The organism is Roseomonas marmotae (assembly GCF_017654485.1).
GTDB classification, from domain to species: Bacteria; Pseudomonadota; Alphaproteobacteria; order Acetobacterales; family Acetobacteraceae; genus Pseudoroseomonas; species Pseudoroseomonas marmotae.
Window position 1 is genome coordinate 2052501 of sequence record NZ_CP061091.1, and the last position, 14446, is coordinate 2066946.

General features: G+C 65.1%; 13 protein-coding genes, 1 tRNA gene and 2 rRNA genes (1 of these 16 running past the window's edge). 6 read left to right on the forward strand and 10 right to left on the reverse strand.

Features of this window, described 5'->3' with window-relative positions:
- From IAI58_RS09705 to IAI58_RS09720, 4 genes are all read left to right on the forward strand, one after another.
- Positions 1–1910: ribosomal RNA gene (locus IAI58_RS09705) — 23S ribosomal RNA — on the forward strand; it begins 829 nt to the left of the window's first position.
- A gap of 138 nt (positions 1911–2048) precedes the next feature.
- Positions 2049–2163 (forward strand): 5S ribosomal RNA (gene rrf, locus IAI58_RS09710).
- Positions 2164–2212: 49 nt separating this feature from the next.
- Positions 2213–2289 (forward strand) — tRNA-Met (locus IAI58_RS09715).
- Positions 2290–2599: 310 nt separating this feature from the next.
- Positions 2600–3490 carry an alpha/beta fold hydrolase gene (locus IAI58_RS09720; RefSeq protein ID WP_207445843.1) on the forward strand — a complete coding sequence of 297 codons (891 nt, stop codon included), beginning with the start codon at positions 2600–2602 and terminating at the stop codon, positions 3488–3490.
- Here IAI58_RS09720 and IAI58_RS09725 read toward each other — a convergent pair.
- From IAI58_RS09725 to IAI58_RS09735, 3 genes are all read right to left on the reverse strand, one after another.
- A complete protein-coding gene (locus IAI58_RS09725; protein WP_207445844.1) occupies positions 3487–4191 on the reverse strand; it encodes an EI24 domain-containing protein in 705 nt (234 codons plus the stop codon). The genes IAI58_RS09720 and IAI58_RS09725 overlap by 4 nt on opposite strands.
- Positions 4192–4257: 66 nt before the next feature.
- Entirely contained in the window at positions 4258–4851 is a 594-nt protein-coding gene (locus tag IAI58_RS09730) for a hypothetical protein (RefSeq protein ID WP_208775923.1), read from the reverse strand.
- A gap of 33 nt (positions 4852–4884) precedes the next feature.
- Entirely contained in the window at positions 4885–5841 is a 957-nt protein-coding gene (locus IAI58_RS09735; RefSeq protein WP_207445846.1) for a LysR family transcriptional regulator, read from the reverse strand.
- Between the two features lie 100 nt (positions 5842–5941).
- Here IAI58_RS09735 and wrbA point away from each other — a divergent pair, with 100 nt between their 5' ends.
- Together wrbA and IAI58_RS09745 are read left to right on the forward strand one after the other, a co-directional pair.
- Positions 5942–6556, forward strand: a complete 615-nt coding sequence (gene wrbA / locus IAI58_RS09740) for an NAD(P)H:quinone oxidoreductase (protein ID WP_207445847.1) — start codon at positions 5942–5944, stop codon at positions 6554–6556.
- 39 nt (positions 6557–6595) lie between these two features.
- A complete protein-coding gene (locus IAI58_RS09745; protein WP_208775924.1) occupies positions 6596–7540 on the forward strand; it encodes a ring-cleaving dioxygenase in 945 nt (314 codons plus the stop codon).
- A 135-nt stretch (positions 7541–7675) separates the two neighbouring features.
- On the opposite strand, the gene IAI58_RS09750 is transcribed toward IAI58_RS09745, so the two are convergent.
- The 7 genes from IAI58_RS09750 to IAI58_RS09780 all read right to left on the reverse strand — a co-directional run bounded on the left by IAI58_RS09750 (position 7676) and on the right by IAI58_RS09780 (position 14414).
- A complete protein-coding gene (locus IAI58_RS09750) occupies positions 7676–7912 on the reverse strand; it encodes a hypothetical protein (protein ID WP_207445849.1) in 237 nt (78 codons plus the stop codon).
- Between the two features lie 106 nt (positions 7913–8018).
- Positions 8019–8690, reverse strand: a complete 672-nt coding sequence (locus IAI58_RS09755) for a hypothetical protein (RefSeq protein WP_207445850.1) — start codon at positions 8688–8690, stop codon at positions 8019–8021.
- Positions 8691–8975: 285 nt separating this feature from the next.
- Positions 8976–10274: a citrate synthase gene (gene gltA / locus IAI58_RS09760; RefSeq protein WP_207445851.1), complete on the reverse strand. Its 1299-nt coding sequence runs from the start codon at positions 10272–10274 to the stop codon at positions 8976–8978.
- Between the two features lie 154 nt (positions 10275–10428).
- Entirely contained in the window at positions 10429–10929 is a 501-nt protein-coding gene (locus IAI58_RS09765) for a thermonuclease family protein (protein ID WP_207445852.1), read from the reverse strand.
- Between the two features lie 120 nt (positions 10930–11049).
- Positions 11050–12585 (reverse strand): CYTH and CHAD domain-containing protein, encoded by a 1536-nt coding sequence (locus tag IAI58_RS09770; protein ID WP_207445853.1) that lies wholly within the window; start codon positions 12583–12585, stop codon positions 11050–11052.
- 10 nt (positions 12586–12595) lie between these two features.
- Positions 12596–13132, reverse strand: a complete 537-nt coding sequence (locus IAI58_RS09775) for a SixA phosphatase family protein (RefSeq protein WP_207445854.1) — start codon at positions 13130–13132, stop codon at positions 12596–12598.
- An 85-nt stretch (positions 13133–13217) separates the two neighbouring features.
- Positions 13218–14414 carry an alpha-hydroxy acid oxidase gene (locus tag IAI58_RS09780; protein WP_207445855.1) on the reverse strand — a complete coding sequence of 399 codons (1197 nt, stop codon included), beginning with the start codon at positions 14412–14414 and terminating at the stop codon, positions 13218–13220.
- Between the last annotated feature and the right edge of the window lie 32 nt (positions 14415–14446).

Genomic DNA, 14446 nt, shown 5'->3' on the forward strand with positions numbered 1-14446 from the left:
CGCCGGAGGTAGAGCACCGGAAGGGCTAGGGGGACCCAAAGTCCTACCAAACCCTACCGAACTCCGAATGCCGGTGAGTGCTACCTGGCAGACAGACAGTGGGTGCTAAGGTCCATTGTCGAGAGGGAAACAGCCCAGACCACCAGCTAAGGTCCCCAAATAGTGGCTAAGTGGGAAAGCATGTGAGACGGCCAAAACAACCAGGAGGTTGGCTTAGAAGCAGCCATCCTTTAAAGAAAGCGTAATAGCTCACTGGTCTAATAGCTGTTTTGCGGCGAAAATGTAACGGGGCTCAAGCCACTTACCGAAGCTGTGGATGCATCAGCAATGATGCGTGGTAGCGGAGCGTTCCGTAAGCCTGCGAAGGGAGACCCGTGAGGGCTCCTGGAGGTATCGGAAGTGCGAATGCGGACATGAGTAGCGACAAAGAGGGTGAGAACCCCTCTCGCCGAAAGTCCAAGGGTTCCTGCGCAAGGCCAATCCGCGCAGGGTGAGCCGGTCCCTAAGGCGAGGGCGACAGCCGTAGCCGATGGAAATCAGGTGAATATTCCTGAGCCCGCTAGAAGTGACGGCCGTGAACCGTTGTTCCTCCTTATTGGATTGGAGGGGCTGCCGGATCGGTCCAGGAAATAGCTCTAGCATATGGTCCGTACCCGAAACCGACACAGGTGGACTGGTTGAGTATACCGAGGCGCTTGAGAGAACCATGCTGAAGGAACTAGGCAAATTACTCGCGTAACTTCGGGATAAGCGAGACCCCATCTTGGGCAACCAGGGTGGGGTGGCACAGACCAGGGGGTGGCGACTGTTTAGTAAAAACACAGGGCTCTGCGAAATCGAGAGATGACGTATAGGGTCTGACGCCTGCCCGGTGCCGGAAGGTTAAGGGGAGATGTGCAAGCATCGAACCGAAGCCCCGGTAAACGGCGGCCGTAACTATAACGGTCCTAAGGTAGCGAAATTCCTTGTCGGGTAAGTTCCGACCTGCACGAATGGCGTAACGACCTCCCCACTGTCTCCAGCATGGGCTCAGCGAAATTGAATTCCCCGTGAAGATGCGGGGTACCCGTGGTCAGACGGAAAGACCCTATGAACCTTTACTGCAACTTCGCAGTGGTGCCAGGAAGGGGCTGTGTAGGATAGGTGGGAGGCTATGAAACCGGGGCGCCAGCTTTGGTGGAGCCATCCTTGAAATACCACCCTGCGCCTTTCTGGCATCTAACCGAGCCCCATTTATCTGGGGTCGGGACCCTGCGTGGCGGGCAGTTTGACTGGGGCGGTCGCCTCCTAAAGTGTAACGGAGGCGCGCGATGGTGGGCTCAAGCCGGTCGGACATCGGCTGTTGAGTGCAAAGGCATAAGCCCGCCTGACTGTGAGCGCGACAGCGCGAACAGAGACGAAAGTCGGCCTTAGTGATCCGGTGGTCCCGCGTGGAAGGGCCATCGCTCAACGGATAAAAGGTACTCTAGGGATAACAGGCTGATCTCCCCCAAGAGTCCACATCGACGGGGAGGTTTGGCACCTCGATGTCGGCTCATCGCATCCCGGGGCTGGAGCAGGTCCCAAGGGTTCGGCTGTTCGCCGATTAAAGCGGTACGTGAGCTGGGTTTAGAACGTCGTGAGACAGTTCGGTCCCTATCTGCCATGGGTGTAGGAGACTTGCGAGGATCTGTCCCTAGTACGAGAGGACCGGGATGGACATACCTCTGGTGTACCAGTTGTCGCGCCCGCGGCATCGCTGGGTAGCTAAGTATGGAACGGATAACCGCTGAAGGCATCTAAGCGGGAAACCAGCCTCTAAACGAGGTCTCCCTAAGGGCCGTGATAGACCATCACGTCGATAGGCCGCAGGTGAAAGGTCAGTAATGGCCTCAGCCGAGCGGTCCTAATAGCCCGATCGATCTCATTCATCTGCACCGCTGTCGTGGCAACACGACACCGCACGCAGCATCCAACCGCGACACACTCACTCAACACTCAATACAGATATCACCAACTCCCATTCATCAGCATCTGTGCTGCCAATGGAGAACGATCCGGCTCGGTGGCCCGGTGGCCATCGCGAGGCTGCTACACCCGATCCCATCCCGAACTCGGCCGTGAAACGCCCCAGCGCCCATGGTACTGTGTCTCAAGGCACGGGAGAGTAGGTCGCCGCCGGGCCACCAAGCCGGACCGTTCATCCAACAAACAGCACAAATACACACACCACCGCGGGGTGGAGCAGCCCGGTAGCTCGTCAGGCTCATAACCTGAAGGTCACAGGTTCAAATCCTGTCCCCGCATCCAACATCAAATAACAAACATACCAAACCGCCCCAGTGCATCACGCACAGGGCGGATTTGCCATGTCCAATGGGCCGCCAAACCACCAGAACCAGAACGCGCACCGTGAGGGATCAGGTTACCTGACGTTCTCAGGGCATGATGTGAAGGCATGCTCTATCGTGGAGCACTCCTCTATCTAGAGGCTGTTATGAACCTGGTGCTAGAGAACTGATTTTGCTGGCCTTCCCCAGCGGACCTACCTGCGGAAGGCCGAGCAGATCCAGCATGTTATGAGTGGTTCATAACAGCCTCTAGGTTCGGTGGAATCGCCATGACCCTGCCGCCCAGCCTTATTCCAGGCTTCATGCAACGCGACCTGGAGACCAGTGGCGCGCGCATCCGTGCTTCAATGGGGGGTAACGGGCCACCGCTTCTGCTGCTGCACGGCCATCCACAGACGCATCTCACCTGGGGCAAGATCGCGCCACGCCTGGCCGAACGCTTCACTGTTGTTGCTGCCGACCTGCGTGGCTACGGCGATTCCTCGAAGCCACCCGGCGGCCCAGGTCATGTGAATTATAGCAAACGGGCCATGGCGCAGGATCAGGTCGAGTTGATGGCCGCGCTTGGTTTCGACCGCTTCGTTGTGGTCGGGCATGATCGCGGTGGCCGTGTCGCGCATCGTATGGCCCTGGACTATCCCCAGGCCGTGCAGCGCCTGGCAGTATTCGATATCGCCCCCACGGCTACCATGTACGCGCGCACGGATAAGGAATTCGCCACCCGCTACTTCTGGTGGTTTTTCCTGATCCAGCCGGCACCTCTGCCTGAGCGTCTGATTGCCGCCGACCCAGAGTTCTTCCTGCGTACCCATATCGATGGGCAGAGCAAAACCCCCGGCGCGACAAGCGAGGCCGTCTTCGCGGAGTATCTCCGCTGCTACAACGATCCGGCGACCAGACACGCCATCTGCGAGGATTATCGCGCGGCCGCCACGATCGATCTGGAGCATGATGCCGCAGACGCAGAACGACGCGTGACCGCGCCGCTCCTGGCGCTTTGGGGGGCCAAGGGAACCGTCGGCCAGCTCTATGACGTGCTCGCCACCTGGCAGGAAAAGGCCACGGATGTGCGCGGGCAGGCTCTGGACTGCGGACATACCCTGCAGGAGGAACGGCCGGAGGATGTGCTGCGCCTCTTGCTGGAATTCCTGGAAGCCTAAGCCTTCAGGGCCTTTGTGGGTGCGCGCGTCCGTGGCGTGGTGCTGGCGCGGTGCAGCAGATGCGTCATGGCCGCGGTGCCGAGCACCGGCACCATCAGGTTGACGATCGGCACCAGGGACAGCGCCGCGAGCACTCCGCCCAAGGCCAGCACAGGGAAACGCAATGCGCGGCGCAGGATGCGCGACTGCTCCACCGACATGCGCCGCTGCGCCACGCCATCGAACAGGCCATAGCCGAGCGAGACGGTGGCAATGGCCCAGAAAGCCAGTGTTCCCAGTGGCGGCATCAAGATCGTCACAGGCAGTACCAGGATGGTTACACCCAGCATCTTCAGGCCCAGCATCAGACCGGCCCAGACCTGCCCGTGCAGGGAAGACCCCTCCGCTGGTGGAAGGCCGGGATAATGGCGGTGCTCCACAGCTTCCGCCACCTCATCCAGGAAGATCCCCGCGATCGCCAGCGCCACGGGCACAAAGAGCCAGATGGCGGAGATCAGAACCAGAAGGCCACCAAGAAGCCCCGCAACTGCCGCGAGCCACCCGCCACCGCCCACCAGAGAGGCCACACCCCAATCCGCGAGCCAAACCAGCCCCGCGAAGGCTAGCACAGCGCCGCCGATGCCTTTCAGCAATGGCCAGCGAAAGGCGGGATCGCCGATCTGCTGGAACGGCAGCAACAGGCTGGCGAAAACGGCGTGCATCGAACCTCCGGCATCAGAATGCCGCAGAGATGGTCCCGCCCAGGCCCCGCTGCCAGTGGCAGCGTCTCAGCGCTGGTTCAGTCCAGCCAGGGAACGATGCACCGTGGACAGCAGCGCGGAGAGCTGTGCCGCATCCATCTGATGCCCGCGCATATAGCCCTCGGCAATGGTGGCCATGGCTGTGAGCAGGACGGACGGGGGCGGGCGCGAAGCAGCATCGGCCTGCGCGGCTGGCGGCGGAGCGGAAACGGCGGGGGAGGGCGGCAGAGCAGCTTCCTCCGCGACCGAAGCCGGTGCTTCCAGCACTGGCGCTTCCCCGGAAATAGGCGGAGCCTTCTCAGCCTCAGCCTCAGCCTCAGCCTCAGCCTCAGCCTCAGCCTCAGCCTCAGCCTCAGCCTCAGCCTCAGCCTCAGCGGCTGGTGTTGGTGCTGGTGCTGGTGGCACGATCTTCTCGCGCCGCTGCATCGCCTCGGCGATCAGCGCCATCAGCGTGCCCGCCGTTTCATAGAAGCCGTCCGCACGCGCCGCCAGATAAGGCTGGCCCCCGATCTGGAAGACGCGGCGTTGCATCGAGAACTGCCGCACCTGCGCCTCGGTAGCCGGGATGAAGCGGCATCCCTGCGCTTCGGCCGTCTCGACTTGTTCGTCCGTCAGCTGCATTGAATTACTTCCTGAAAGGCCGTCGCTATACTCTTAACGCTTTGGAGGGCGCGGTGGTAGCGCCTGCAGGGCAAGGGCGGTGTCCCATGGAAAAGGCTCGGTGATTGCGCCCGCCAGATGCTCGATCAAGGCACGCAGCTTCAGCGGCAGCATCGGGGTTTCCGGATAGACGACATGGATGATGTCGGGCACCGGCACCCAGCCGGGAAGCGACACAGGCATCAGCTGGCCCGCCGCCACTTCTTGTCCCACCATGAAGCTGGGCAGCATGGTCAGCCCCAGCCCCGCCCGCGCGGCGTCCAGCAGCGCCTCCCCGGTGTTGACCGTCAAGCGCCCGCGGACCACGACCGAGCGATGCTCGCCGCCACCCTTTGGCATGAAGCGCCAGATATGGCCGGAGGGAACATTGGCATAACCCAGGCAGGCATGGGTGGAGAGATCCTCCAGCGACTGAGGCAGCCCCACCCGCTCCGCATAGCCGGCCGAGCAGCAGAGCACCCGGTGGCTGGTGCCCAGGCGGCGCGACCGTAACGATGAATCGCCAAGCCGGCCGATCCGCACCGCCAGGTCGTAGCCCCCGGCCAGCAGGTCCACATGCCGGTCATCAAGGTCCAGCGAAATCTCGATCTGCTCATAGCGGCACATGAAGCTGGAGATGGCGGGGCCGAGGCAGCGTGTTCCGAAGCTCATGGGCCCGGCCATGCGGATGCTGCCGCGCAGCGTGCCGGCCTGGGCCGAGATATCCTCCGCCAGGCTGTCCAGCTGCGCCAGCAGGGTGCGGGCGCGGGCATGCAGCAGAGCGCCGGCCTCGGTCGCCGTCATGCGTCGGGGCGCGCGGTGCAGCAGCCGGACGCCCAACTGTGCCTCCAGCGCCGCCACACGTTTGCTGACGACCGACTTCGCCAGCCCCAGCCGCAGTGCCGCGGCGGTCAGGGTGCCGCAATCCACGACTTGCACAAAGGTGGCGAGGTCATCCGCATCGAGCCGCATCGTTCGTGATTAGAGAACGGAGCGTTCCCATTCAAGAGCTTGTTGGCGAACGCCGGAACAGCGAGGTTGTCGACAGCACAAGACCCCGAAAGAACCCGAAATGCCCAAGATCCTTGTCCTGTATTATTCCAGCTACGGCCATATCGAGACCATGGCGAACGCCGTGGCCGAGGGTGCGCTCACCGTGCCCGGTGTAGAGCTGGTGGTGAAGCGTGTGCCGGAGCTGGTGCCGGAGGAGGTGGCCAGGAACGCCCATTTCAAGCTGGACCAGCCCGCCCCGGTCGCGACGGTCAATGAACTGGTCGACTACGACGCCATCATCATCGGTACGCCCACCCGCTACGGCCGTATGCCCAGCCAGATGGCCAACTTCCTCGACCAGACCGGCGGGCTCTGGTTCCAGGACAAGCTGGTGGGCAAGGTCGGCTCGGTCTTCACCTCGACCGCCAGCCAGCACGGCGGGCAGGAAACGACCATCCTCTCCACCATCGTCAATCTGATGCATTTCGGCATGATCATCGTGGGCCTGCCCTATACCGATAAGCGCCTGACGGATGTCTCCGCCGTCTCCGGCGGCACGCCCTATGGCGCCTCCACGATCGCGAATGGCGATGGCTCCCGGCTGCCAACCGAGGCTGAACTGGGTATGGCGCAGAGCCAGGGCCGCCATGTCGCAGAGGTGACCGCCGCGCTGGTCCGTGGCCGCGCGGCCTGACCCAACTGCCAGAGGCCGAAAGGCGCGAAAGGAAGAGCGATGCAGCTCCATGGCATTCACCACCTGACGGCCATCTCGGCCGACGCGCGTGGCAACCACGATTTCTACACCCGCATCCTTGGCATGCGGCTGGTGAAGAAAAGCGTCAACCAGGACGATGTCAGCGCCTACCATCTCTTCTACGCGGATGGGCAGGCGACACCCGGCACCGACCTGACCTTCTTCGACTGGCCGACCTCGCCGGAGCGGCGCGGCACCAACAGCATCACCCGCACGGCGCTGCGGGTGAATGGCGCCGGCGCCCTGGAATACTGGGCCGGGCGCCTGGAGGAGCATCAGGTACCGCATGGCCCGGTGGCCGAGGTGGATGGCCGGCTGGAACTGCCCTTCGAGGATTTCGAGGGGCAGCGGCTGGCCCTGATCGATGATGGCGGCAGCGGCCCGGCGCATCCCTGGGAGCGGAGCCCGGCGCCGGCCGAATGGCAGATTCGCGGCCTCGGCCCCATTACCATGAGTGTCGCGCGGCCCGAGCAGTCCGATGCTTTCGCCACCAAGGTCATGGCGATGCGGCTGGATCATGTGGCCGAAGGTGCCGATGGCGTGACGACACGCGTCTATGCCATGGGGGAGGGCGGTCCGGCCGCGGAGTTGCACATGCGCGTCGAGCCCGGCCTGCCGCACCACCAGCCGGGCGCTGGCAGCGTGCACCACGTCGCCTTCCGCGTGCGGGATGATGAATACGAATACTGGGTCAGGCGCTTTGAAACCCTGGGCCTGCGTTCGAGCGGCCCCGTGGACCGCTATTATTTCCGCAGCCTGTATGTGCGGGAGCCCTCAGGCATCCTCTATGAGATCGCCACGGACGGGCCCGGCTTCGCGACTGACGAGCCGATGGAGGCGCTGGGTGAGCGTCTGGCCCTGCCGCCGTTCCTGGAGCCGCGCCGGGCGGAGATCGAGCGGGGGCTGAAGCCTATCCAGGCTTGATCGCGGCCAGCCCGGCTGGCGTGCATTTCCGCTCAGGGTGAATAAGGGGCGGCACCCGGCGGGGCATGTCTGCGTCGCCGGGTGCCGCGCCCTCCGGAACCTGGCGGCCGAGGCTGTGGAAGCGGCCGCGCCGTCCTACTTCTTGACCCCGATATTCACGGGCCCCTTGGTGGACTCGCCGTTCACGCCCAGGCCAGTATTGGGGCCATTGCCGGCGCCGCCGCCTTTGTAGTCCTTATTGGGATCAAGGCCCTTGGCATCCGGGTCGTTCTGATCCTCTAGAATGTCGTGCGAGCCGACGCTGTCCGGCCGGCCGCTGGAAGGGCCGCGGCCCCAGTTCTTCAGGCCTTCATATGTAGCGTCTTTGGACATGGGTGGTCCTCCTCCTTCCATAAACCCGCCTGGGGACGGAGGAGTTGCGGCATGGATGGCCCGGGGTGACCGGCGAGGCCATGGAAGAGGCACCTCGCCTTCGTGATCACCAGGGCAGGCGCATGAAATTGGCGGCCCCTGAGGCGCGGGAGATCAACGCCCGCATATCCGGGTTACTGTGTCCGCACTCATCCGTCAGCGCGTCCATGGGGCAGAAGTATTCATGGGCCTGCGGCATCTGTGTCCGGGCGAAGCCGTCATACTGACGTGGCTTCAGGCCGTAGAGCACCCGTACGTCCCGCACCGGCAGGACCAGCGGCGCCTGTGGCTCCTCCTTGAGCAGCCGGATCATCTTCCAGCGGGGCAGCGCCCGTCCTGCTCCTCCCTGCTCCGGCATGACAGTGGCGTTGAGCCAGGGCACCGGGCAGACCGCCAGCAACGATATGGTGGAAGGCGCGAAGCGGGAGCGTTTGTCGAGCAGGTTCTGCAGTGTTGAACAGGCCTCGATGCAGAGGATGTCGCAATAGGCGTCGCCGGGGTCGGGGCTGAAATGTAACCAGAGCCCGTCCGGCATGGTCCGCAGGCGGTGCGAGCCAGGCAGGCGCAGGAAAGGCTGGAGGGTGGAATCCGGCTCTCCCGGACGGGCTCGCAGCCATACACCCCGTTGCTTCGGCGTATCGAGGGCACCTGGCGGGCGTTGGGGCCAGTTGCGGAGACGACGGCGCACGAGGTCATCGAGCGAGCGATAGGTGAGTTCCGGCCTGTCGATCTCAACCATGGGATGAATATCGCCCCTAGAATATAACTTTAACGACATGAACATAATCGCGTGTTTGTGATCAAGGGGGCTCAATCAAATTTTTGCGGCTACGTAATCGAGCGCCTCATGATGATGGATCAGAACTTCCGTTCATCAGTCAGTATCATACGTATTTACAAAGACTTGTATTATTTTCCTAAGGTAGTGTCCCATCATCAGGATGATCCGAAAATAAAACCCCGCCAAGCTTGCGCCGGGCGGGGTCCGAAAGCCGGGATGTTCTTGCGAACCGCCGGCGAGGCCTTAACGGGAGGCGGGATAGTCCCGCGCCTCGGCGCCCAGATAGATCTGGCGCGGGCGGCCGATGCGCTGGGACGGGTCCTCGATCATCTCCTTCCACTGGCTCACCCAGCCCACGGTGCGCGCCACCGCGAAGAGCACGGTGAACATGTGGGTCGGGATGCCCATCGCCTTCAGGATGATGCCGGAATAGAAGTCCACATTCGGGTAGAGCTTGCGGCTGACGAAATAATCGTCCTCCAGCGCGATCTTCTCCAGCGCCATGGCGAGGTCGAGCAGCGGCTCGTCCTTGATGCCCAGCTCGCTCAGAACCTCGTGGCAGGTCGCCTGCATGATCTTCGCGCGCGGGTCGAAGTTCTTGTAGACGCGGTGCCCGAAGCCCATCAGCTTCACGCCGCTGTTCTTGTCCTTCACCTTCTCGATGAAGGCCGGGATGTTGTCGACGCTGCCGATTTCGCCAAGCATCTTCAGCACCGCCTCATTGGCGCCGCCATGCGCGGGACCCCAGAGCGCGGCGATGCCGGCGGCGACGCAGGCGAAGGGATTGGCGCCGGTCGAGCCCGCCAGGCGCACCGTGGAGGTGGAGGCATTCTGCTCGTGGTCCGCATGCAGGACCAGGATGCGGTCCATGGCGCGGGAGAGGACGGGGTTCGGCTTCCATTCCTCCGCCGGCACGGCGTTCAGCATGTACAGGAAGTTCTCAGCGTAGCTGAGATCGTTCCGCGGGTACATGAAGGGCTGGCCGATAGAATACTTGTAGGCCCAGGCGGCGATGGTCGGCACCTTGGCGATCAGGCGGAAGGCGCTGATCTCGCGCTGCGCCGGGTCGTTGATGTCCAGGCTGTCATGGTAGAAAGCCGACAGGGCGCCGACGACACCGCAGAGGATCGCCATCGGGTGTGCGTCGCGGCGGAAGCCGTCGAAGAAGCGGCGCAGCTGCTCATGCACCATGGTGTGCATGGTGACGCCGTGCTGGAATACCTTCATCTGCTCCGGCGTCGGCAACTCGCCGTTGAGCAGCAGGTAGGAAACCTCGAGGAAGTTGCTTTTCTCGGCCAGCTGCTCGATCGGGTAGCCGCGATAGAGCAGAACACCTTCGTCACCATCGATATAGGTGATGTTGCTTTCGCAGGCCGCCGTGCCGCCGTAGCCGGGATCGAAGGTGAAGACGCCGAGATCGCTGTAGAGCTTGCGGATGTCGAAGACATCCGGGCCGATGGTCCCGTGGATCAGCGGAAGGGTCGTGCTTTTGCCGGATCCATCTAGGGTGACTGTGACGGTGCCTTTTGCCGAGTTGCTCATGGCGTCTTCCTCTGGGGGGGCGGTGCCGCGTAGGGCGACGCCGCTATGATGCAGCGCAAGATAGGCAACGCTTCATGGGATTGTAAATCCGGCCCGGAGGCTCGGAATAGTGGTCCGGGCGCGGCGTGGCCGGGCAGCGCTTGAGGTGCCAAATTCAGCGCCTTTGTCGCCAGGCCTCCGGCGCACCCGACAGGTTTGACCACAGGCCCTGGCCACCTTGCCGCGCGGCTGCTTCCAGCGGCGCCAGTGTTTCATTCTCCGCAAGAGCCCAGCCGGAGGAAACCAGCGCAGCGTTGAGCGTCACATCACCCGTCTGACAGATGCCCGTGGCCCGGCCGAAGCGGTCGCGCCCGCGCAGATGGCAGGTCAGGTCACGCCCCTGCACCAGCCGCGCCAGCGCCTGCGCCGCCATGGCGCCGCAGTCGAAACCGGCGCCCTGGGCGGTCCGGCAGGTCTGTCCCCGCTCAGGGGAAAGCAGGCCGGAAAGGCGTATCACGCGGTCGTCCAGCCGGAGGGTGTCGCCATCCACCACGCGCACACTGGCGGCCGGAACGGTCCAGTCCTGCTCGGCGGGGGCAGAGCCGAAGAGGTTGGTGGGAAGCCCCAGACCGACCAGCGCGAGGCCGGCGAAAGAGACGGCGGCGCCAATCAGCACGGCCCTCCATCGGCTGGGGGGAGAATACGCAGAACGAAAAATTCGACGACGGTGCAACACGCTGCGGAGCGTTAGACCAGGGCCGGAGGCTGTTCAAGCAGGGAGTTGTAAGGTTGAGCCTCAGCTGTCCCAAAACCGCGAAATGCCCTGCATCCGGCCCCATGCCGCCAGTGCCTTGGAACGCGCACCTGCCCCTTTGGCCAGGGCAAAGCCTTCCGCCAAGCCGATGGCCCAGGAGCCCGCGCCGTGTCGCCCCGCCAACCCCGCGACCAGAGCGCGGGCGACATGCGTGTCATTCGCCAGCCCCAGGGCCTCCTGCACGGCGGAGAGCCGCTTGATGAAGCGCCGACTCGTCTTGCCCGGCCAGAGCGGGGCGAAAAGCTCGGCGGCATAACGAAGACGCTTCGCCTCCAGCCGCAGTTCGTGCAGGCCCTCCGCATCCAGCGACTCGATTTTCTCGCCGCGCCGGCGCAGCCGCCGCCAGCGGCGCGAAAGGGTGGCGGCCGCGAAGGGGCGCAGCTTCGTGTCGTGGTCGGGCGGCGCGTCGCTGCCCCATTCCCGCAACACGGACAGCCGGGCAGCGGCCCAGATCAACTGGCGGAAGCCGGGTCCGGTCAGCATCTCCCGCAGGGCCGCATAGGCGGCCTGACGCCGGGCGCGGGCCTTGCGGAGCAGGGCCCCCAGCCGCCGGTCATCAGGGCCGATGGCGGCCTCCAGCTCGGCACCGAGGTTCATCAGGAAGACATCCAGGTCGCGAGCCTCGCCCATGGCCTGGGCAAGGTCGCGCAGCATGGCGTCCAGCGCCCGCAGCGCCGTGCCGTCGAGCGCCGGACGGAACTGCTTCAGGCAGGAGCGCAGCCGGCGGGTCGCGACACGGGACTGGTGCACCCCTTCATGACTGTCCTCCGGTAGCAGCCGGCTGGACTGCGCCAGCAGCACCTCGGTCAGATGCGCGATGGCGAGGCTGAGCGCCTCCTCCACCGTCTCGGCCGTGTGGAGATCCGGCGGACCCTGGCGGCGGGGGCGGGGGCGCTCCTGGCGGGAGAGGGCGCGGGCCGTCTCCGCCAGTCCGGCGACGGCGGGCAGCACCGGCAGGTCCCGCGCCAGGGCGCTGCCCAGCGAGAGTACCTCCGCCGCCGGGCCACTCAGTACCAGGCGCGCCACGGGGGCTTCGGCCGCCACGCAGCGCAGATTGCCATGGCGCAGCACCAGCCGCACCCCGCCGCATTCGGCCTCCACCCGCCGGCCCTCGAAAGCGGCCAGCGGCAGCAGCACCTCGCCATCCGTCGAGCCCGGCGCCGCCCCTACCACATCCTCTGCCAGCAGCACTGGCGCCGCGCCGGGTGGGGAGAAGCCTGGCGGGGGAAGCACCAGAAGATGCCTGCGCGGTCCCTTGCCCGGTGCTTCCACCGTCTGGCCCAGCCGCGCCAGGCGGCCTTCGGCGCTATCCAGCCAGACGCAGTCGCCGGCCGTGCCGCGTGCGCGCAGGCCCGGACAGTCCGCCAGGGCCGGATGGCGGAGGAGCTGCGGCAGAACCTCCGGCGGCAGCTCCAGTTCCAGTTCCAGTGGCGGTTCTGGTGATGGCTCTGGCGGCGGGGCCGGTGGTTGCGGGGCTGCGGGGGCGGGCATTTCGGGTATGGCGGCCGGGTCGCTCATGCCACGGGCCTCATACCGCCATCTCCGGCAGGTCGTTCGGTGCGATGAACCGGATCAGCCGCGCCTCGCCCTGGGTCAACGCCTGCCAGGGGCCGGCGAGGTTGAACTCGGCCAGCGCGGCGGTGGGGTAGCTCCCTGCCAGCCGGCGGGTGCCGGGCGCGCGGCAATGCGTCATCGCTTGCGGCCCGGCCAGGGCCAGGGCCAGGTCATGCATGCCGGGGTTATGGCCGATCAACAGCACGCTGCGCGCGGTTTCCGGGACGCTCCGCAATACCTCCAGCATCCTCTGCCAGGACGCGAGGTAGAGATCGTCCATCGGCTCCACCATCGGGCTGCCGACCAGGGGCGCCAGTGCCTCCAGCGTCTGCAGGGTGCGGCGGGCGGAGGAGACCAGCACAACCTCCGGCGCCAGTTCCAGGTCGCGCATCACGGCTGCCATGACGGCCGCCGCGCGTCGGCCGCGCGCGTTCAGCGGGCGGGCATGGTCCGGCAGGGCCGGGTCGTCCCAGGACGATTTGGCGTGCCGGAGCAGAAGCAATTGACGCATGCGTCCAATGTGGCACGCCAAGCGGCCGCTGTAACGGGGGAAGGCGCCGCCCGGCCGTGACAACTGCGCGGGCGGCGCTTGAAGCCTATTCGGCGGCGGCGACGGCAGGACGCCCGCCGGGCGGACGGATCACGTCATCCCGGCGCGGGGCATGCAGAACCTCGGCCGTCACCTTCCGCACGTCGCGCGTGCCGGTCAGGGCCATGCTGACATCCAGTTCCTTACGGATGATCTCCAGCGCCTGGGTCACGCCCCGCTGTCCGCCCGCTGCCAGGGCATAGAGCCAGGCCTTGCCGATCAGGCAGCTTTTCGCCCCCAGCGCCATGGCCTTCAGCACATCCTGCCCGGAGCGCACGCCGCCATCGAACATGATCTCGGTCTTGTCGCCCACCGCCTCGACGATGGAGGGCAGGATGGAGATGGAGGAGGGGGCGCCATCCAGCTGCCGCCCGCCGTGGTTGGAAACCACCATGGCATCGGCGCCGACGCTGGCGGCGATACGGGCGTCATCCACATCCAGCACGCCCTTCAGGATCAGCTTGCCCGGCCAGATCGAGCGGATCCATTCCACATCCTTCCAGGAGAGGGATGGGTCGAACTGCCCGGCGGTCCATTGCGCCAGCGTGCTGATGCCGTCCCTGGCGCCGGGCGCCTCGGTCAGGTTGCCGAAGGTCTTGCGCTTGCCGCGCAGCACCTTCAGCGCCCAGACCGGCTTGGTGGCGATGTCCAGCGCGTTCTTCAGGGTCAGCTTCGGCGGCACGGCCAGGCCGTTCTTGATGTCCTGGTGCCGCTGGCCCTGGATCTGCAGGTCCAGCGTCAGCACCAGCGCCGAGCAATTCGCGGCGATGGCGCGCTCCACCAGCGAGCGGCTGAAGCCACGGTCACGCATGACGTAGAGCTGGAACCAGAAGGGCTTGTCCACCGCCCCCGCCACATCCTCGATCGAGCAGATGGACATGGTGGAGAGGGTGAAGGGGATGCCGAAGGCCTGCGCCGCGCGGCAGCCAAGGATCTCGCCATCCGCATGGAACAGCCCGGTCAGCCCCGTGGGGGCGATTCCCACGGGCATGGTGACAGGCTCGCCCAGCATGGTGGTGGCGACGTTCCGGTCGGAGACGTCGATCATCACGCGCTGCCGCAGCTTCAGTGCCGCCAGGTCCTCACGGTTGGCGCGCAGGCTCGCCTCGTCATAGGAGCCACGGTCGGCATAGTCGAAAATGGCACGCGGGATGCGGCGGCGGGCGATCCGGCGCAGATCCTCGATATGGGTCACGGGCGGCATGGCAAGGTCCTGTACTGCGGGGGTAATTTGAC